The sequence below is a fragment of the Ruegeria sp. SCP10 genome (assembly GCF_040329495.1).
Classification (GTDB): Bacteria; Pseudomonadota; Alphaproteobacteria; order Rhodobacterales; family Rhodobacteraceae; genus Ruegeria.
Genome location: NZ_JBDZYF010000003.1, coordinates 373,331 through 391,903 on the forward strand (window position 1 = coordinate 373,331; position 18,573 = coordinate 391,903).

Sequence of the window (18,573 nt, forward strand, 5' to 3'; positions counted from 1 at the left end):
GCATTCAGTGCAGGAAGCTGTCGCGCGTATGCCGAAACTGGTTACGTGCCTGACGGTCCTGCCTGGGCGAAGCGCCAAATTGCTCGGCATATTGCCGCGACATCGAGGTCGGGTTGGTATACCCAACCGCCTGCGCGATCGATGTAAGCGAGTCCTGCGTATAGATCACCAGCTGCCGCGCTGCGCGCAGGCGCAGTTGCCGATAATATTCGCCGGGGCTTTGGCCTACGGCCTGGCGAAAACTGCGCTCTAGATGACGGGCCGATACACCAACCTGCTGCGCGATCTCACGCGTTGTTAGTGGATACTCAAGGTTCTCGGAAAACAGCCGAACCGCGTGTGAGACCACGGTTGGTAGATGATCAGCGGTTTCATCAGTTTGAAAGGTCGGGGTTTTCTGGCGGATATTCGGGCTGCGGATCGCGGGGTGCTGAAACCAGCACGCAACCTCGGTCATGATCGCATCACCCAAAGTGGTTTCGATCATATGCAACGTGAGATCAAAAGCCGCCGCCGCGCCCGAGGCCGTAAAACTGCGTTGGTTCACGGCAATCACATCATCGCTAACCTCGATCTGAGGAAAAGCGTGCTCGAACGCGGTGCGATATAGCCAGTGCACTGAACAGGTTTGCCCGTCCAGAACACCAGACTTAGCCAATGGAAACACCCCGCCGCTGATCGCGCATAGCCTGGTGCCATGGCGCGACAGGTAGCGCAGTTTGGCGGACACGTCATTTGGCGCGTTGAACTGCCCGTCGGGTTCGGACAGCACAACAAGAAAATCAACGCTTTCAATATCTTTCAGCGCGCCGCAGGCCTGAAACTGAATGCCAGCACTACAATCAACCGAAGCGCCATCCTCGGAATACAGTGTCCAGACAAACAGATTTCTCTGTGCGATTTCATTGGCCGCGCGCAACGGTTCGATCACTGATGACAGACAGGCCATCGGAAAGCTGGGAAGCAGTAGAAAACCGACGGAAATCTCTTCACGCCCTTCCAAGCCCAGATCTTTCAGGGGCGGCGCTGTTTGGGGCATGTCAGCCTCCGTTACTCGTAGTTCAGGCACAAGCCTCAGAGGATCGTACCTGTTTCACACCAAGATGCAAAAAATATTCCCCTCAAGACCATCTAACCAAGAGGGAGCATCTATGTGACATGGTTAGGCGGAATTAACAAATAACGTCTGGGAAGCGGGAATAACTTTGGCAAAGATAAGCGAAGACAAAGCGACCCTCTCACAGAATCCGCATCGGTTGCACGACAGCGGTGAAAAGGACCTCAAAACCGCGATTGGCCGCGAAATCAAAGCGCTTCGATTGTAATTGGGAACGACGATATCCGAGTTGTCTGCTCTGACAGGCTCGTCGATCAGTATGTTGTCGAAGATTGAAATTCGTCTTCTCTAATCACATTACAAACAATGGCAAATGCGCTGCGTGCCCCGATCACTTCGTTCTTTCGTCGCTATGAGGAAACCAGAAACGCCGTGCACACCAAAGCGGGTGAGGGAGGTGAGGTCAACTATCGCTATGGCGATAGGATCTACCTTCACAAACCCGGTTAACACTGTTCTTTGATGCGTACGAATCACACGGGTCCGAAGTCCCGGTGGAGCTACCTGCTGAGTATCTGTCGATCATATCTTGTACTGAAACGGCATCAGTCATCCAGCAAAAAGCCGTTCCGCGATTTTCGTGGTGTCATCCAGGTGCCGCTCGACCGCATTGCGGGCGGCGGCAGGATTGCCCGATACGATAGCCTCGCAAATCTGTTCCATATGCGCGATGCCGGGCTGATCTCGGTCTTTAGACGACAGGGTCATCATGCGCAGGCGGCTGATCCGGCCGTTCAGGCGCTGGACGATATCCCAGGCGATATGATGCCCCGCGCCGTCAAAAATCTCGGAATAAAAATCCGCTGTGGCACGAAACACAGCGCCAGAGGTTTTGCCCTTGAACCCGCGTCTAAGGCGGTCCAGAGCGTGCCTTAGTGCCTTTTCACGATCCGGGGTCATGTTGCGTGCGCAATTCTCGGCGGCTTCGGTTTCCAGCATGCGGCGGATATCATAGATTTGGCGCGCATCCTCCCAGGTCATGATCGCGACGATCGGTCCGCGTCCCGGAAGAATCTCTACCAGACCTTCCGCTTCGAGATATCGGATAGTCTCGCGAACCACCGTCCGGCTGACGCCCAACTGGTCACAAAGCGGACGTTCCACTAGCCGCTCGCCGGGCTCGAAAGCACCTTCGATGATCGCCTCGCGCATCCGTTCTTGCACCATGTCGCGCAAGGTGGCCGGAGGGTGATCTATCTTCGTCAGTTTCGATGCCGTCATGGCCAAAGCAGTAGCGGTTTGGTGATTTCTGCACAAGGTATGATTGACAGTTTGTATGATGGTATACCATCTTCTTCTCAATCGAATCGCAAGGACCTGCCAAATGCCCGCCGAAATCCGCAAAACCCTGCTGCATGTTGAAAACACCTTGATCGAAGGGGGGAAGGTGGCGGAAACTCCGCTTAAGATGATTGCTGCCGTTGCAGTCATCAGAAACCCCTGGGCCGGGCGCGGTTTTGTTGACGACCTAAAGCCCGAAATCCACGATTGCGCGCCGGGTCTGGGCAAGATGCTGACCGACATGGTGCTGGAGGCTGCTGGCGGTGGCGACAAAGTCGAAGGCTATGGCAAAGCCGCCATCGTTGGTGTGAATGGCGAGGTCGAGCACGGCTCGGCCCTGATCCACACGCTGCGGTTTGGCAATTTCTACCGCGAGGCTGTAGGCGCGAAATCTTATCTGGCGTTCACCAACACACGCGGTCCGGCCGATGCGGCGATGCAAATCCCGCTGATGGACAAGAACGATGGCGGGCGGCGTAGTCACTATCTGACCATTCAGTTGCAGGTGGCAGATGCCCCCGCTCCTGATGAGATCATGATCGCATTGGGGGCCTCCATCGGGGGCCGACCGCATCACCGTATTGGCGACCGGTATCAGGATCTGAAGGAACTGGGTCATGACGTCGACAACCCTGCAGCTGTCTGAGCCCTTCGGACAGGTCTCATACCGTGAGGCCGGGCAGGCCCATGTGGGGGTCCGCGCAACCGTCGTGCTGATCCACGGGGTTGGCATGCAGTCGGCGGCCTGGGCTCCTCAGGTCACGACGCTATCGAAGTCGCACCATGTGGTCGCTCTGGATATGCCGGGACATGGGGGCAGCGACCCGATCCCCGCAGGCTCGGAGCTTCCGGTCTTTGTTGATTGGTTGCGCGCCGTGCTAGATGCGCTCGGGCTGCAGCAGGTGAGCCTGGTGGGGCATTCTATGGGCGCATTGATCGCGGGCGGCTTTGCCATTGATCACCCTGATCGGGTGGCGCGTGTTGCTTTGTTGAACGGCGTGTTCTGCCGCGATGCAATCGCCAGAGCGTCAGTCATCGTGCGGGCCGAACAGATCAGGGCAGGATCGTTCGATCTGGAAACACCCTTGCAACGCTGGTTCGGGGATACCCCCTTGGAAAAACAGGCCCGAAAGGATGTGGCTCAGTGGCTGTCGCAAGTGGATATCGATGGCTACGCGACAGCCTATGGTGCGTTTGCCCGTGGCGATGCGCTTTACGCGGATCGGTTTGACAAAATCAGATGCCCCATGCTGGCTTTGACAGGTGAGGACGATCCGAACTCTACCCCGGAAATGTCACACGCGATGGCCAGCGCGGCCCCCAATGGGCATGCGGTCGTCATCCAAGATCACAGGCATATGGTGAACCTGACCGCGCCGGATGAAGTCAACTCAGCCCTGATGGACTGGCTGCATATGCCCGCCGAACAGGACGTGCTGACATGATTGAATTTGACCCAAGCACACTCGATGACCCGCGTGCCCTGCGCAACGCCTTTGGCAGTTTCATGACAGGGGTGACCGTTGTCACCACCCATGACGATGCAGGGGAACCGTTGGGCTTTACCGCGAATTCTTTCACTTCAGTCTCGCTGGATCCGCCCTTGGTTCTGGTCTGTCTGGCCAATACCTCCAGCAACTACGAAACCTTCGCCGCGACCAGGCGATTTGCCATTAACATCCTGTCCGAGGCGCAGATCGAGGTGTCCAACACCTTTGCCCGCCCGGTCGAGGATCGGTTTGCAACCGTTGACTGGCAGCCGGGTCCCCACGGCTCGCCCATTTTGGACAGAGTCTCTGCCTGGTTCGACTGTGCGATGCACAAGACCGTCGACGCGGGCGATCACCTGATCCTGATCGGTCAGGTCAAAGCCTTTGATCAGGATATCGCGCCAGGTCTGGGTTATGCGCGCGGCGCCTATGTCACACCAGCGGCCGAGGCGCGGGCACTCAGCAAACGGTCCGACATGGTGGTTTCCGCCTTGATCGAGAGGGATGGCAAAATCCTGCTGCAGGATGATGGCAACGGTCACCTGACCATTCCCAAAACCGATGATGTGGCGGGCGGTGCAAATGCTGCACTCGCGCAGCTGATCCGGGAAAGCGGCATCCACGCCGAGCCCGGGTTCATCTATTCGGTCTTTCAGGACGAAGCGCGCAAACAGCAGCACATCTCGTTCCTGTGTCAGGCCGATAGCGGCGATCCGGCAAACGGTGTGTTCACCGAGATCACCGCCTCGACGCTGATGGATGTCTCTGATCCGGCACTCTGTACAATGCTGGAGCGGTTTGCGGCGGAAAGCCAGCTCGGGAACTTTGGGGTGTATTACGGCAATGAGGTCAGCGGTGAGGTCAAGCCGCTGTCCGGCAGGAGGTAAAGGCGCATGAAATTCTCGCTCTTTGCGCATATGGAACGGATCTCGGAAGATCAGGATCAGAAGCAGCTCTATGATGAGTTCATCCAGCTTTGCAAAATCGCTGATGACGGTGGCATGCATGCGGTCTGGACGGGTGAACATCACGGTATGAATTTCACCATCGCGCCGAACCCGTTCCTGAATCTGGTCGACGTGGCGTGTCATACCAAAAACGTGCGGCTGGGCACGGGTACGATCATCGCACCGTTCTGGCATCCGATCCGACTGGCGGGTGAAGCGGCAATGACCGACATCATCACAGACGGTCGTCTGGAACTGGGCATCGCCCGTGGGGCCTACAGCTTTGAATATGAACGTTTGATGCCGGGTATGGACGCTTGGGAAGCCGGGCAACGCATGCGTGAGTTGATCCCAGCCGTTCAGAACCTTTGGCAAGGGGATTACGCACATAAAGGCGAGTTCTTTGAGTTCCCAAAAACAACCTCGGCCCCACAACCGGTGCAACAGGATGGACCCCCGATCTGGGTTGCGGCGCGGGATCCAAACAGCCACGAATTTGCGGTGTCAAATGGCTGCAATGTTCAGGTGACCCCGCTGTGGAACGGCGATGAAGAGGTCATAAGTCTGATGTCCAAATTCAACGATGCTTGCGCCAAATTCCCCGACATCCCGCGCCCTCGCATCATGCTGCTGATGCACACTTATGTGGCCAGCGATGAGGCGGATGTGAAACAGGCGGCGATCGAGTTGAACCGGTTTTACAACTATTTCGGTGCCTGGTTCATGAACAAGCGCGAGATCAGGCAAGGCTTGATCGATCCGCTGAGCGAGGAAGAGATCGCCGCGCATCCGTTTTACTCTCCCGAAAACATCAAGCGCGATCTGGTCATCGGCACGGTTGACAGTGTGATTGACCGTCTGCGCAATTACCAGGCGTTGGGGTATGACGAATACTCGTTCTGGATAGATTCCAGTATGCCGTTCGAGCGCAAGAAAGCCTCGCTTGAGCGGTTTATCAAAGACGTCATGCCGGCGTTTCAATAAAGAGGTGCCGAAAGATGCAGCGGTTTCAACAGTATATTGACGGCGCATTCTCGGACGGTGCGGCGCAGTTTGACAGTCTGGACCCGGCGACCGGCGCGGTCTGGGCACAGATGCCCGAGGCCAGTGCGGAAGATGTCAATCAGGCTGTCGAAGCCGCAGATCGTGCGTTTTGCGCGCCTGAATGGGCGGGGATGACGGCCACTGCTCGGGGTAAACTGCTGTACCGGCTGGGTGATCTGATCGCGGAAAACGCCCCGCGTCTGGCTGAGCTGGAGACCCGCGATACGGGCAAGATCATCCGCGAAACCTCGGCCCAGATTGCCTATGTCGCCGATTACTATCGCTACTATGCCGGACTAGCGGACAAGATCGAAGGGGCGCATCTGCCCATCGACAAACCGGATATGGAGGTCTGGCTGCGCCGTGAACCCATCGGCGTTGTGGCGGCGGTGGTGCCTTGGAATTCGCAACTGTTCCTGTCGGCGGTCAAAATCGGCCCTGCTTTGGCGGCAGGCTGCACGGTTGTTCTGAAAGCCTCGGAAGAGGGGCCAGCCCCGATGCTGGAATTTGCCCGCATCTTCGATCAGGCGGGCTTTCCGAACGGCGTGCTGAACGTCATCACCGGAGGACCCGTCGTAGGCGCGACCCTGACCAGCCACCCGAAAGTGGCGCATGTTGCCTTTACCGGAGGGCCAGAGACCGCGCGCCATATCGTGCGAAACTCGGCCGAGAACCTGGCCTCGACCTCTCTGGAACTGGGTGGAAAATCACCGTTCATCGTGTTCGAGGATGCCGAAATCGAAAGCGCGGCAAATGCACAGGTTTCGGGGATTTTCGCGGCAACAGGGCAAAGCTGCGTGGCGGGGTCGCGGCTGGTAATACAGACCTCGATCAAGGACGAGTTCCTTTCACGGCTCAAAACCAAGGCCGAAGCGGTCGTGATCGGCGCGCCCGATGACATGGGCACCGAGGTTGGTCCGCTTTGCACCCTGCGCCAGCGCGATCATGCGGTCGATCTGATCCAGCGATCTGTCGCGCAGGGGGCCAAGTTGATCACCGGTGGGCACCCGATTGACCGGGATGGGTTCTATTTTCCACCCACTATTCTGGATTGTTCGGACGTGCCAGACGCCGATAGCCTGACAAACGAATTCTTCGGCCCGGTCCTGTCGGTTGTTTCGTTCGAGACCGAGGCCGAAGCCATCGCCATTGCCAACGATACAAAGTTCGGCCTGGCCTCGGGCCTGTTCACGCAGAACCTGACACGTGCGCACCGCATGATCCGCGCCATTCGTTCGGGCATCGTCTGGGTCAACACTTACCGCGCCGTCAGCCCCATTGCCCCGTTTGGGGGCCACGGCCTGTCCGGTCATGGGCGCGAGGGTGGCCTACAAGCGGCGCTGGACTACACCAAGATCAAATCCGTGTGGCTGCGCACCAGCGACGACCCCATCCCGGACCCGTTTGTCATGCGTTGATCACGCAGGCGCCCAAAACCATCCGTCACGTCCGAGCAGGTTTCTGATCGAACGTGATTAGGAAACAGGCCCCTTCTTGGCTTGGACCCAAACTCAACTCTGCCTCAACCGCCTCGGCGGTGGCCTTGACGATGTTCAGACCCATGCCGGTGCCGCCACTGTCCCGGCGCGTCGTGAAGAACGGTTGCAGCACCTTCTCGATGTTCCCCTCGCTTATCCCCGGTCCGTCATCCTCGATTCTAAGACCCGCCTGATCGATGCTCAGGCGCACACGGCCTGCGCCATGTTGATGCGCGTTTTGCAACAGGTGGGTCAGCATGATTAACAGGGTGCTTTTGTCGACCGGCAGAGGCTGGGTGCTGTTTTCAATCTCCAGCGTCAGTTGCGGGAAGGCCTGCCTCAGCTCGGTGGCGATATCGTCCAGACAACAGGTTCCGGTCAGGGCGCTCTGATCGGCCAGGCTGAAAGCGCGCATGTTGGACAGCAAATCCTCCATCCGCGTGCTGCTTTTGTCCACGGCATCCAAAAGCCTGTGCTTTTGGGATTTGGGCAAACTGTCGTCGCGCAACAGCTCAGCCGCGCCTTTCAGCGCGGTCAGGGGCGATTTCAGCTCATGGGTCACATGGGCCGTGTAGGTTTTCAGCGCATCCTGCTTGCTTTGCAGACGCTCGGTTAGGGACTGAAAGCTGCGGCTCAGATCCTCCAATTCGCGCGTGCCCAGTTGATCGGGCGGTTCCCACGGTTGGCCTCCATACCCGGCGGATTGGCTGCGTTGGATCAACAGCCGAATGGGCTGCGTGATAAAGCGCCAGAAAACATAGCCAATCAGAGCGGTCGACAGCGCGACAAAGGCCGCCGCCTTGATCAGATTGAACCGCTCACCATAGAGGAAACGGAAAATATGGTTCGGTGTCCGGCTGAGATAGACAGCACCAATCAGCGTTTCGCCGTTGAAAACCGGCATCGCCACAAAAACCCGCACCCGCGCGCCGCGGCTCAGAGTATAAAGGGCAGGGGGCCGGTCCTCGCGCAGTCGTGTCCGCGCGACCGAGGCCGTTTCGCCAGACAGGGCAAGCTGCACCTCAGCCACATGGCCCAGTCCCTTATCGATCTCGGCAGTGCCGGCAAAAACATTGCCGTCGGTGTCCAGAAAGCGATACCCGGCCAGCGTGCGCGCCTGTGCAGCGTCAGAGATACGGGTCAGCGGCGCAGCGATCGCCTGATACACCCGTCCGGACGACGCGGAAACCTGCGTCGTATCCGGGCGCGGCGGCAGGATCGTCTCTCGATTGACCGACAGCGACGGGAAGACCGGGTCGTAGCTTGCACCTGGCCCCGCGTCGGACGATTGAGATGCTGTTTGCTCGGCATAGAGCTCGGCAAAGGTGGCAGACATCACTGCCGCTTGGGACAGTAGGCTTTCCTCGGTTTGTTGTACCAGCTGGCTGTCATAGAACCGGAACAGGATCAGCCCGGCAAAGGGCAGACACAGGACAATCCCCAGCACCAGCAAAACCACAGTCCAAAGCCGGGGCCGCCACCTGCGCACTAGCCCGAGGTGCATGGACCCATCCTGAGGCCAACACCATGCACCGTCACGATCCCCTCGGCGCATCCCACAGCTGTCAACTTGGCGCGAATGTTGCGGATATGGCTGTCGATGGTGCGGTCCGAGACATGGATGTTGTAGCCATAAAGCGCGTCGACCAGCTGTGCGCGTGACAGAACGTGATCGGGCCGGGCCATCAACGTGGCCAGCAATCTGAACTCCGACCCGGTCAACGCCACGTCGGTCGCGCCAAACCGGCAGAGATGCCGGTCGGGATCAAGCGCCAGATCGCCATGCGCCAACCCCTGTTCCGGCGGCGGGCTGGAGGGCCCGGTGCGTTTCAAAATGGCCCGGATACGCGCCACAAGTTCGCGCGGCGAGAACGGCTTGGTCAGATAGTCATCGGCGCCAATTTCCAGACCGACGATCCGGTCAACCTCATCATCCCGTGCGGTCAGGAACAGGATCGGCACGTCCGAGGATTTGCGGATTTCACGGCAAACCTCCAAGCCATCTTTCTCGGGCAGGCCAATGTCCAGAACGATCAGATCCGGGTTTTCTGTCTGGCTGCTTTGAATGGCGGTGACGCCGTCGGTGGCAAACAGCGTCTCGTATCCGGCTTTCTCAACCGCGATTCCCGTCACGTCCAGGATATTGGGGTCGTCATCGACGACAAGAATGCGAGAAGGCATCAAACGCGGTCCTTTAATTGTGTTGCTGATAATAGGCTTGGATCCGCCATCTCCGAAAGCCCCATTCGCGCCAGGTGTCGATCCGGTTTTGGTTCAGATAGTAGCGCATTGATCGGCCGCATAGGTCCTGGTCCGCTTCAAGCTCGTAGGCGTGAATGGCAGGGTAGGCGTCGGCCCCCAGACTACAGATATAGTAGCCGTCACGCGAGGCCAGATCGCCGTGCCGCAGGTTGTAGCGGGCAATGATCTCGGCAAAATTCACGAAACAGCAGGCGTATAACGTCACCAGCGTCGCCACGAAACATCGCCGCAACAGCCAGCCCCGGCTTTGACCGCGATGGATTTGCAGCAGGGTCAGAACCAGCCCGACCATCACCAGTGCCATCCAAATGAACGCCGCAACCCGCAGATGGGTCAGCGCATAGGCATCGACATAGAGCTGCAGCCGAAACGCGGCGGTCACCACCAGAAACACGTTCTGTGCAAGCCACAGATAAACCAGCACCCGCAAAGTGGTGTCGGTTTTGATCATGGTATGGGTCATCAGGGTGAACAATCCCGCCAGCAAGGCGGTCACCACCAGCGGATAAGCGCCGCGATGCGCGTAGGACGCATAGCTCATCCCCTCGGGCAGCGCGACGCCGCCGGTCAGGATGCCCAGATCCATAACCGTTTGAACAAGAAACAGAAGATTGAACAACAACAGCGAATTGCGCACCGAAACCGGGTTGATCAAAAACGAGGATCGGGCCGGCCCGGCCTTCGGGGCAACGGGTTGGCGGACCCTTGGCCCCAGCCATGGATCACTCAGGTTCAGGTAGGGCCAGATCAGGCAAGCGCACAGGCCCCAGAACAGGACCCGCATCCAAAATTCCCATTCGAACAGATATCCTGGATCAAGTTCGGCAATCACGTCTTCAAGCACCGGATTGGCACTGGCCAGAAGGGCCAGAAACACCACGCCCATGATCAGCGGCAGCAACAGCGACGTGGCATGGCGGCGCAGGCCAGAGTTGATATTGACAGTCTGCGTATCCAGCAGAGCATCCCGGATCAGCAAAACCGCCCCGACGGTCGGCAACCGCACGGCCAGTCGCACTGCGGCTCCTTCGCTCGACTTTCCGCCATAGATGACCCAGAGCGCCAGACAGATGATCCCGCCCAGACTGAACAGCACCGAGAGAAACTGGAAATCGATCGCCACCGGAAGATTGCACAACAGGGTAAATCCGGTCACCCAGATCCATTCCGATCTGCTGGGCCGCGCGCGTTTGGTGACCATGATCGCTGCGGACAGGATCAGGGCAAACACCGCGACCGAGATGCCCAAAGGCTGTTTCCAGAACAACCAGTCCGCCACCGTGATCAGGGCAGCCAGTACCGGAATCGCATGTTGCATGCGAATAGAGCTCAGCAATGGCCCGTCTGATGTTGTGCTCGGGTGGTGATCCTGCTGCGGTGTGCTGATCGTTTCCAGCCACCATGCGTCGCGTTTGATCCGGTCGGGAACACCTTGGATGATCAGCTCTTGCCTCATGTTCTGCCCCTTGATTGCAGTCTGATTGTTAGCAAACCTGCCCGTGCCAAATGCAGCTTTACCGAACTGTGCGCGTAGGGATCGGGGGGCTTTTGTGCAGGTTTCGTGCAGGTTGGGAAGATGGTCGGGCGTAGAACTGACCCCGTCATCCAGAACCGGACTTGCCGAAGAATCGGCATCGATCCTGCAATATCGAATAACGTCGATACATAAGTCACTAATATTTAGTGAATTGACGTTCGCGTAACTTAAAGTCTGGAAATTTCCTGTAACTTCTGCAAGATACGTCGACACTTTTGGAAATACGCTCTTCCAAAAATATGGATTCGGTGGGGTATTGCCGATATTCTGGCGCAAAGAGCGAGCGTCAGCAGGGGGACACTATCATGGGCGAGGGGTCATGACAAAACTTGTCACCCATTCAACCCGTCTTGGCAAAATCCTTGCCCAGGCCGGGCTGGAAGAGTTTTTGTCCCGATTTGCCGAAGAAGAAGTCTCGGATGATATTCTCGATGATCTGACCGACCCAGATCTGCGCGATCTGGGCCTGACGGTTGGTCAGCGAAAGCGCTTTCGCCAAGCTCAGATCGTATTGAAAACACTGGATATTGCGGATGACCCGCAGGTTTCTCGCGTAGCCGAACGGCGCCAGTTGACGCTGGTATTTTGCGATCTGGTGGGGTCAACCCAACTGGCTCAGCGCTATGATCCAGAAGAGCTGATGCAGATCATGACGCTGTATCTGGATACCGCCATCGGCACGATGAAACGGCATGGTTGCCACCTGGCATATCGCCAGGGCGATGGGATCATGATGTATTTCGGCTACCCCAAAGCGATGGAAGATGATGCCGAGCGCGCGGTTCGGGCCGTTCTGGAAACCATCGAAGCCGTGCAGAATCTGGATACGAAGTTCGGCGAAAACCTGAATCTGCGCGCCGGTATTGCCACGGGCCTTGTCGTTGTGGGTGTCGTCACCTCAAAAAGCCTAGGGACAGAGGATTTTCTTGTCGGTGAAACTGCCAACCTGGCCTCGCGCCTACAAGGACTTGCCAATCCGGGCGAGGTAATCGTTTCTTCGGAAACGCAGCAGCTGACCAAAGGCACGTTCGAATTCGAGCCGCGCGGCAGTCATGAACTCAAAGGGTTTCAGAACGAACGCACCGTGTATCGCGTGGTGTCCGAGACACTGTCACCCAGCCGCTTTGATGCGCGGTCAGGGCCATCGGCTGTGACGCTTGTTTCTCGACAGAACCATCTGTCGACGCTGACGGACCTGTGGGAGCGCGCCAAGGCTGGCACAGGTCAATTGGCCTTTGTTGGCGGCGCGCCGGGAATTGGCAAGTCGCGTTTGATAAAATCACTGTCCGAAACGCTGGGCACTGAACCCATTACGCTGCAATGTGTGCCCCATCTGGCCAGTTTGCCACTGCACCCGCTTCAGGGAAAGCTGCGCAGCCTGTCACGCCATGGCTCTGACGAAGCGGACGTTCGCGCTGCGATCTCGAAGTTTGCTGAGCGCTCGTCCCGGCTGACCGAAGCAGATGTTCCCCTGTTGGTGGACCTTGCGGGACTTGCTACGGAAACACCAATCGAATCCGACCCGATGAAAAAGGCGCGCATGTCGTTGGACATGTTGATCCGATGCACGGCCAGCATCTGCGACTACAACGGCTCGATGCTGCTGGTATTGGAAGATGTGCATTGGGCGGACGCCACAACACTAGATGCGTTGGATGCGCTGTTCGGCGTTTTGGAACAATTCCCGATCCTTGTGGTCATGTCACACCGTCCAGAATACCAACCGCCCGAGCATTTCACTGGTCGGGCGGAGTTCATTGACTTGACCCCGCTGGGTAAAACCGAAGCATCTGAACTGGTGCGTCGCGTAGCGGAACCGCGCAGCCTGCCCGTGATCCTGATCAGGCAGATCATCGAAAAGGCGGATGGTGTTCCGCTTTATATCGAGGAAATGACCAAAGCCGTTCTGGATCAGCTGCCACAGGACGCGCCGATCGATACCGCTGTTCTGGATGCATTGAGCATTCCGACGACCCTGCAAGATTCGCTGATGTCACGTCTTGACCGCATGGAAAATGCGAAACCGATTGCACAGCTTGGATCAGTGATCGGCCGCAGCTTCACCGCGCCGATGATCCGTGCTGTTGCACCAGAAGATACCGATGTGGATGCGGCTTTGATCCAGTTGATGGCTGCCGGGCTGGTGCTTGCCACAAGCAAGGCAGGCACCGCCACATACACCTTTAATCACGCGCTTGTTCAGGACACCGCCTATAGCTCGTTGCTGCGTGATGATCGCGAGAAGATCCATCTGAAGATTGCTCAGGCCCTGTTGGACGGCAACAAGGCCTTTGGCACGCCCGCCCCAGATACGGTTGCCCACCACTGCGATCTTGGCGGGCTGAATGATGAAGCGGTGACGCATTGGGTGACCGCCGGGGAGCAAGCCCTCTCGCGGCTTGCGAACCTACCTGCCATATCGGCCTTCCGGGCCGCACTGCGAAACATAGAAACGCTGCCCGGTGCCGCCGAACGGGATGGGCTGGAATTGCGCGTTCAGATGAACGTTCTGCCTGCATATATGGCAATCTACGGCTGGTCCTCGGATCAAGTTGCCCAAACCGCCGCGCGCGCCATGGAACTAGCGCAGGCGCTTGGCGACGGCGAAACGCTGTTTGCGGCCACCTTCTGCCGCTGGACCCATTTCTTCGTGGCTGGTGAAATGAGTCGCGCGATGGAAATGGGGCAGGCGCTCGATGGGATGGCAAGCGTGGCAAAGGACCCCGTTACCAACGTTCTTGCGGCGCGCGCACTGAGTTTCACTCACTACTTCCAGGGCGATTTCGAGGCATGCCAGGCTCAGGTCGCCCGGGGGCTTGATCTGATCTCGCCGGAACTGGATGCAGCGACGCTTCCAATGACGCAGTCCTCGACCGCCGCGTCCCTACATGCGATCCGGGGCTGCCTGTTATGGCAATTGGGCCAGTTTGACGAGGCCGAAGCCGCCCGTTTGGAATCGATCGAGATCAGTCGATCCCTGAAGCACGCACCCAATCTGGTTTACATCATGGGCGCTTGTTCGATGTTCCTGCCTTATGCGGGTGAATGGGAACGGATGGACAAAACGATGAAAGAAGCCCGCCAGATCGCGGATGAAGAAGGGTTTCTGTATCTGCACGCGATGCAGGACATCTATATGGGGCTTGCACAGGCCGGGATGGGCGATGTCGACGGTGGTGCAGCGCGGGTTGAAACCTATATGGACATGGTCTCGAACGCAGGTGGCAATTTTACCTTCCCGCAAAACCAGATCGTTTTGTCCGAACTACAAATCGATCAGGGGAATATCGAACCTGCCTTGGACCGGCTGGAACGTATTTGCCAGCCCGGATGGGCCCGTGGAGAGCTGTTAAACAAGCCTGAATATCACCGCGTCCGGGCCAAGGCCTTTGCCGCTCTGGGCGATATAGACAAAGCTATGTCCGAAGCGGAAATTGCGCTACAATTGGCCCAAGATACTGGTGCCATTGTATTAGAAGATCGTGCCCGGCGGCTGTTGGAATCGCTGAGCGCTGAAACAACAATAGATAAAGCTGCCAATATTAGTTGAGCAGTCCCAACAGGAGGGATTTTTGATGACCGAAGCACTTGATTGGAGTCAAGAGCAGTGGAGTACAATAAGTCAGGTTGTTCACGATGAAGCGTTGCGCGCGCGTGTTGCGGCCAGCTTCCTGCCGCTTTATGGGCCTCTGCCCGCCGATACCCAAGCCGTTCCCTTGAACAGTCTTGAACTTGCCGCATCGCCGGGCGGGGCCGCGAAGCGCTTTGTCGTGAATGACTACGACACAACCCGACTGTCGACAGTGTCGGTCAATGTTTATCTTAAAAACGCCCAGATGTCGGATCCTGAATTGTCCGCGGCACAGATCATGTTCCGCCGCGCAGCCGCAGTAGTTGCCCGCGTAGAAGATCTGATTGTCTTCATCGGCCAACCAGGCACCGGAAAAGGCCCGACCCCAGTAGGCCCCGAAAAGCTGCCCGAAGTCTATACGGTCAGCGGTGGCGGCAAGTATGATGGCCTGTTGCAAGAAGGGGCAAAAAACCCGACCACAGGCACCAAAGCCGGGGCTACCCCGACTGGGGACGAAGTCTTTCAGGCGGTTGTTGCCGGGATCAATAAGCTGGAAACCGAAGGACATCTGGGGCCATTTGCCTGTGTGATGGGCAACGCTCTGTTCCGGGCGATAACGACGCCTTTGCCAAACTCGATGGTTTTGCCGCGCGACAGCATCCTGCCGTTCCTGGATGGTCCACTGCTGCGCTCGGGCGCTATTCCAGAGGACAAGGCCATTCTGGTCTCGCTGCAGGGTGCACCGATTGAGATCGTCGTGCCATCGGATATCTCGGTGAAATATCTGCAAACTTCGGCCGATGGTGACAATATCTTCCGTGTCCAGCAGAAGTTCCGCCTGAGGGTCAAAGAAGGCGAGGCCGTCACCACAATCTCGTTCTGATCTGGACATGGTCATGCGCGAGTTCACCGATAAAGGGGTTACTCTGCGTTGGTCAGAGGCGGTCACGCAGGTGGCCAGTGGTGTACAACGGGTGCTGGTTGAGGCCGGACCTGCCGTGTCATCGCATGACACGCTGCGTCTGATCTTCTCAGAAAACGGCGGGCCAGAACGCGCGGTCCGGGGGTGGCCTGTAGGCTGTGATCCGCAGACTGGAATGCAGCAATTTGCGGCAGCTTTGCCAATGGCCATGAAAGGGCACCCTTTGGCGTGGCGGCCGGTTCTGACCGCCAGTGGACGAGAGGTCGACCCGGGCCAACAGACGATAGCGAAACCAGGACCTGCCAACATAACTGAGACGGATCGGCCCTCACCGTCTCTGGAACATATTGCGCATTTCGTCGTGCCCTTCGAGGCGAATTTCCATGCAACCGGCGAAACCCCGGATGGCGTTTGGCTGCATTTTTCCATCCGCGAAGGCGGCACAGTAACGGGTCCAAAGCTGAGCGGCACAATTGAACCCGTTGGCGGCGATTGGATGCAGGTCCGCCCGGACGGTGTTGGTAACCTGCATGCCAAGGCGATGATCAAACCCTCAGATGGTGGCGCGCCGATCATGTTCGATGACAGCGGCATCTGCGACTTTGGGCAATCTGGGTTCGCTGCGCTTTGCAACGGGCAGTTGCCCGCCACGGCCCCGGCGCGCATCGCCTCTCGATATCTGACGTCAAACGCGCGCTATACTTGGTTGAACCGGGTGCAGGGATTTGGGATTGGGCAAGCCAGCCTGTCTGATGTGACTCTACGTTTTGACGTCTATTCCGCGAAAGGAACATCCGATGGCTAAGAAGGTCGTCATACTGGGCGGAGGCGTGGCCGGGATGAGCGCCGCGCATGAGCTGATCGAACGTGGCTTTGAAGTTGAAGTTCACGAACGTCAGTTGATTGCAGGCGGCAAGGCTCGCAGCATTCCCGTGATGAAAAGCGAAGATGATCGCGGATCAAAGGCTAAGCATATCAAAGCGTTACAGCAATGGGTTGATATGGACGGCGCTGATTTCCCGCCCGGCGTCAAACGCCCATGGCTACCGGGCGAGCACGGGTTCAGGTTCTTTCCGAATTTCTATCGGCACATCACCGATACGATGGCGCGCACGCCCTATTACGATAAAGGCACCTGCTACGACAATCTGATGCCAACCACTCAGGTACTGGTCAGCCAGTTCGACAAACCGGGCATTATCGTGCCCGAACGGTTCCCACGCTCGTTGAAGGAATTCGCCGACGCACTGAAGACGTTCGCCTATACGATCTCGCCTCGAGACCAGATTGGTTTTGAAGATGTCGAGCATTTCCTTAGCTGCATGTGGCGCATCGCCACTTCGTGCAAAGAGCGTCGCGATGACGAATATGAGCGCACCGGCTGGTGGGATTTCATAGGAGCCGAGGAAAGGTCAGAGGCGTATCAGAAATTCCTGGCCATCGGTCTGACGCGATCGTTGGTGGCCGCCAAGGCGAACACGGCCAGCACAAAGACCGTCGGTGACATCGCAATTCAGTTGCAGATGGGGATCGCCACACCCGAACCCCATTGTAACAGGCTGCTGAATGGGCCGACCAATCTGGTCTGGATACAACCCTGGCTCAACTACCTTGAAAGCAAAGGGGTGGTCTACAAGTTCGACTCGAAAGTGACCGGGATCGAATGTCAGGACGGGCGCATTGTCAGCGCGACGGTTGAACGCGACGGGCGGCAGGAAACCGTGACCGGAGACTGGTTCATCAGCGCCTTGCCGATCGAACGGATCGCTCCACTTGTGACCCCGGCCATGACTGCCATTGACCCCGCCTTGGCCAAGCTGAAACTGCTGGCCGAAAACGTGCAGTGGATGAATGGCATCCAATACTACCTGACCAAAGAGGTTGAACTGACCCATGGTCATGTGATCTTTATCGACAGTCCTTGGGCCTTGACCGCCGTGTCGCAAAAACAGTTCTGGCCCGATATCAACTTCGAGAATTGGGCCGAGGGCAAGACCAAGGGCTTGCTGTCCATCGATATCTCTGAGTGGGATAAGCCGGGGTTGAACGGCAAGACTGCACGCAATTGTACCCGACAGGAGATTGCGGATGAGGTCTGGGCCCAGCTCAAGCGCAGCCTCAATGTGGATGGTGAAACCGTTCTGCGGGATGAGGATATGCACTATTGGTTCCTCGATCCCGATATTGTGGCCGACCCGGAACATCCCTCTCGCATGACCAATGTCGAGCCATTACTGGTCAACCGCATCAACACGTGGCGCCTGCGTCCGAACGCGGCCACTTTGATCCAGAATTTCTTTTTGGCGTCGGACTATGTGCGCACTTACACCGACCTCGCCACGATGGAAGGCGCGAACGAGGCCGCCCGTAGGGCGGTCAACGGCATCCTGCGGCGCAGCGGGTCGGATGCCGAACGCTGCAAGATTTGGGATCTGCACGAACCTGACATCCTGCGCCCGTTGCGCGCCTATGACTACGCGCGGTATCAGGCTGGCTTGCCCTGGGATGAGAGGTTTTCCGAGGCAGTTCAAGCCTCGTTGCGGTCTGCACAGGATACTACCGGGACAACCGGCGGTGGCGAGGGACCTTTGGCTGCGGTTGGACCAGCGGCCAACGAGTACTCGAAACCTGGTGGAGTTGTCGAAGAACCTGCCGTGGCAGACGCGCTGCGCATGGTCTGCCCACCAGAAGCCTTGTACGATCTGATGGCGTCTTACGTGCCAGGCGTCGACGTTCCGATACCCGGCGCTGAACAGGCCGAGACAGCTGCCCTGGATGTCGTCGGAAATAGTGCCGAGCCCTCATCCTTGCCCGGGATCAATCGGGTGATGGGGACGTCTTTGAACTCGAAGTCTAACCCGGGCGGCGGCGCTGCAGGTGGCACCTCGGGTCGCAAAGTCATTATCACACAGAAGGGCTGAACC

Annotated in this window: 14 protein-coding genes and 1 pseudogene; 10 read left to right on the forward strand and 5 right to left on the reverse strand. The window is 57.9% G+C overall.

The window, feature by feature from the left end; translation table 11 throughout:
- Window positions 1-4: 4 nt before the first annotated feature.
- Window positions 5-1,039, reverse strand: coding sequence for a GlxA family transcriptional regulator (locus ABLN87_RS10855; protein WP_353010050.1), 1,035 nt, complete (start codon window positions 1,037-1,039; stop codon window positions 5-7).
- Between the two features lie 166 nt (window positions 1,040-1,205).
- Here ABLN87_RS10855 and ABLN87_RS10860 point away from each other — a divergent pair.
- Window positions 1,206-1,647 (forward strand): annotated as a pseudogene (locus ABLN87_RS10860) (helix-turn-helix domain-containing protein); the annotation flags it as partial.
- 19 nt (window positions 1,648-1,666) lie between these two features.
- On the opposite strand, the gene ABLN87_RS10865 reads toward ABLN87_RS10860, so the two are convergent.
- Window positions 1,667-2,338 (reverse strand): GntR family transcriptional regulator, encoded by a 672-nt coding sequence (locus tag ABLN87_RS10865; RefSeq protein WP_353010053.1) that lies wholly within the window; start codon window positions 2,336-2,338, stop codon window positions 1,667-1,669.
- A gap of 103 nt (window positions 2,339-2,441) precedes the next feature.
- Here ABLN87_RS10865 and ABLN87_RS10870 point away from each other — a divergent pair, with 103 nt between their 5' ends.
- Genes ABLN87_RS10870 through ABLN87_RS10890 form a run of 5 tightly spaced genes read left to right on the forward strand, consistent with a single transcriptional unit; the run spans window position 2,442 to window position 7,297 of the window.
- On the forward strand, window positions 2,442-3,044 hold the full coding sequence (locus tag ABLN87_RS10870; protein ID WP_353010056.1) for an amino acid synthesis family protein: 603 nt from the start codon (window positions 2,442-2,444) through the stop codon (window positions 3,042-3,044).
- Window positions 3,016-3,843, forward strand: a complete 828-nt coding sequence (locus ABLN87_RS10875) for an alpha/beta fold hydrolase (RefSeq protein WP_353010058.1) — start codon at window positions 3,016-3,018, stop codon at window positions 3,841-3,843. Before ABLN87_RS10870 ends, ABLN87_RS10875 begins: the two co-directional genes overlap by 29 nt.
- Complete coding sequence (locus tag ABLN87_RS10880) at window positions 3,840-4,775, forward strand: flavin reductase (RefSeq protein WP_353010061.1); 936 nt, start codon at window positions 3,840-3,842, stop codon at window positions 4,773-4,775. The genes ABLN87_RS10875 and ABLN87_RS10880 overlap by 4 nt, the downstream gene beginning before the upstream one ends.
- Before the next feature lie 6 nt (window positions 4,776-4,781).
- Window positions 4,782-5,819: an LLM class flavin-dependent oxidoreductase gene (locus ABLN87_RS10885; RefSeq protein WP_353010064.1), complete on the forward strand. Its 1,038-nt coding sequence runs from the start codon at window positions 4,782-4,784 to the stop codon at window positions 5,817-5,819.
- Window positions 5,820-5,833: 14 nt separating this feature from the next.
- Entirely contained in the window at window positions 5,834-7,297 is a 1,464-nt protein-coding gene (locus tag ABLN87_RS10890) for an aldehyde dehydrogenase (protein WP_353010067.1), read from the forward strand.
- Window positions 7,298-7,322: 25 nt separating this feature from the next.
- On the opposite strand, the gene ABLN87_RS10895 is transcribed toward ABLN87_RS10890, so the two are convergent.
- The 3 genes from ABLN87_RS10895 to ABLN87_RS10905 are packed head-to-tail and all read right to left on the reverse strand — an operon-like array spanning window position 7,323 to window position 11,075.
- Entirely contained in the window at window positions 7,323-8,861 is a 1,539-nt protein-coding gene (locus ABLN87_RS10895; RefSeq protein ID WP_353010070.1) for a sensor histidine kinase, read from the reverse strand.
- Window positions 8,846-9,538 (reverse strand): response regulator transcription factor, encoded by a 693-nt coding sequence (locus ABLN87_RS10900; RefSeq protein ID WP_353010073.1) that lies wholly within the window; start codon window positions 9,536-9,538, stop codon window positions 8,846-8,848. The genes ABLN87_RS10895 and ABLN87_RS10900 overlap by 16 nt, the downstream gene beginning before the upstream one ends.
- Before the next feature lie 13 nt (window positions 9,539-9,551).
- On the reverse strand, window positions 9,552-11,075 hold the full coding sequence (locus ABLN87_RS10905; protein WP_353010075.1) for a DUF4173 domain-containing protein: 1,524 nt from the start codon (window positions 11,073-11,075) through the stop codon (window positions 9,552-9,554).
- A 400-nt stretch (window positions 11,076-11,475) separates the two neighbouring features.
- Here ABLN87_RS10905 and ABLN87_RS10910 point away from each other — a divergent pair, with 400 nt between their 5' ends.
- The 4 genes from ABLN87_RS10910 to ABLN87_RS10925 are packed head-to-tail and all read left to right on the forward strand — an operon-like array spanning window position 11,476 to window position 18,570.
- Window positions 11,476-14,706 (forward strand): adenylate/guanylate cyclase domain-containing protein, encoded by a 3,231-nt coding sequence (locus tag ABLN87_RS10910; RefSeq protein WP_353010077.1) that lies wholly within the window; start codon window positions 11,476-11,478, stop codon window positions 14,704-14,706.
- Between the two features lie 25 nt (window positions 14,707-14,731).
- On the forward strand, window positions 14,732-15,610 hold the full coding sequence (locus tag ABLN87_RS10915) for an encapsulin (protein WP_353010079.1): 879 nt from the start codon (window positions 14,732-14,734) through the stop codon (window positions 15,608-15,610).
- Window positions 15,611-15,623: 13 nt separating this feature from the next.
- Window positions 15,624-16,454 (forward strand): DUF3237 domain-containing protein, encoded by an 831-nt coding sequence (locus tag ABLN87_RS10920; RefSeq protein ID WP_353010081.1) that lies wholly within the window; start codon window positions 15,624-15,626, stop codon window positions 16,452-16,454.
- Entirely contained in the window at window positions 16,447-18,570 is a 2,124-nt protein-coding gene (locus ABLN87_RS10925; protein ID WP_353010083.1) for a hydroxysqualene dehydroxylase, read from the forward strand. Before ABLN87_RS10920 ends, ABLN87_RS10925 begins: the two co-directional genes overlap by 8 nt.
- Window positions 18,571-18,573: the final 3 nt, after the last annotated feature.

Coding starts and splice junctions, on each gene's coding strand:
- ABLN87_RS10880 (WP_353010061.1), top strand. CDS start 3,840: ATGATTGAATTTGACCCAAGCACACTCGATGACCCGCGTGCCCTGCGC.
- ABLN87_RS10915 (WP_353010079.1), top strand. CDS start 14,732: ATGACCGAAGCACTTGATTGGAGTCAAGAGCAGTGGAGTACAATAAGT.
- ABLN87_RS10905 (WP_353010075.1), bottom strand. CDS start 11,075: ATGAGGCAAGAGCTGATCATCCAAGGTGTTCCCGACCGGATCAAACGC.
- ABLN87_RS10855 (WP_353010050.1), bottom strand. CDS start 1,039: ATGCCCCAAACAGCGCCGCCCCTGAAAGATCTGGGCTTGGAAGGGCGT.
- ABLN87_RS10865 (WP_353010053.1), bottom strand. CDS start 2,338: ATGACGGCATCGAAACTGACGAAGATAGATCACCCTCCGGCCACCTTG.
- ABLN87_RS10875 (WP_353010058.1), top strand. CDS start 3,016: ATGACGTCGACAACCCTGCAGCTGTCTGAGCCCTTCGGACAGGTCTCA.
- ABLN87_RS10895 (WP_353010070.1), bottom strand. CDS start 8,861: ATGCACCTCGGGCTAGTGCGCAGGTGGCGGCCCCGGCTTTGGACTGTG.
- ABLN87_RS10885 (WP_353010064.1), top strand. CDS start 4,782: ATGAAATTCTCGCTCTTTGCGCATATGGAACGGATCTCGGAAGATCAG.
- ABLN87_RS10925 (WP_353010083.1), top strand. CDS start 16,447: ATGGCTAAGAAGGTCGTCATACTGGGCGGAGGCGTGGCCGGGATGAGC.
- ABLN87_RS10890 (WP_353010067.1), top strand. CDS start 5,834: ATGCAGCGGTTTCAACAGTATATTGACGGCGCATTCTCGGACGGTGCG.
- ABLN87_RS10900 (WP_353010073.1), bottom strand. CDS start 9,538: ATGCCTTCTCGCATTCTTGTCGTCGATGACGACCCCAATATCCTGGAC.
- ABLN87_RS10870 (WP_353010056.1), top strand. CDS start 2,442: ATGCCCGCCGAAATCCGCAAAACCCTGCTGCATGTTGAAAACACCTTG.
- ABLN87_RS10920 (WP_353010081.1), top strand. CDS start 15,624: ATGCGCGAGTTCACCGATAAAGGGGTTACTCTGCGTTGGTCAGAGGCG.
- ABLN87_RS10910 (WP_353010077.1), top strand. CDS start 11,476: ATGACAAAACTTGTCACCCATTCAACCCGTCTTGGCAAAATCCTTGCC.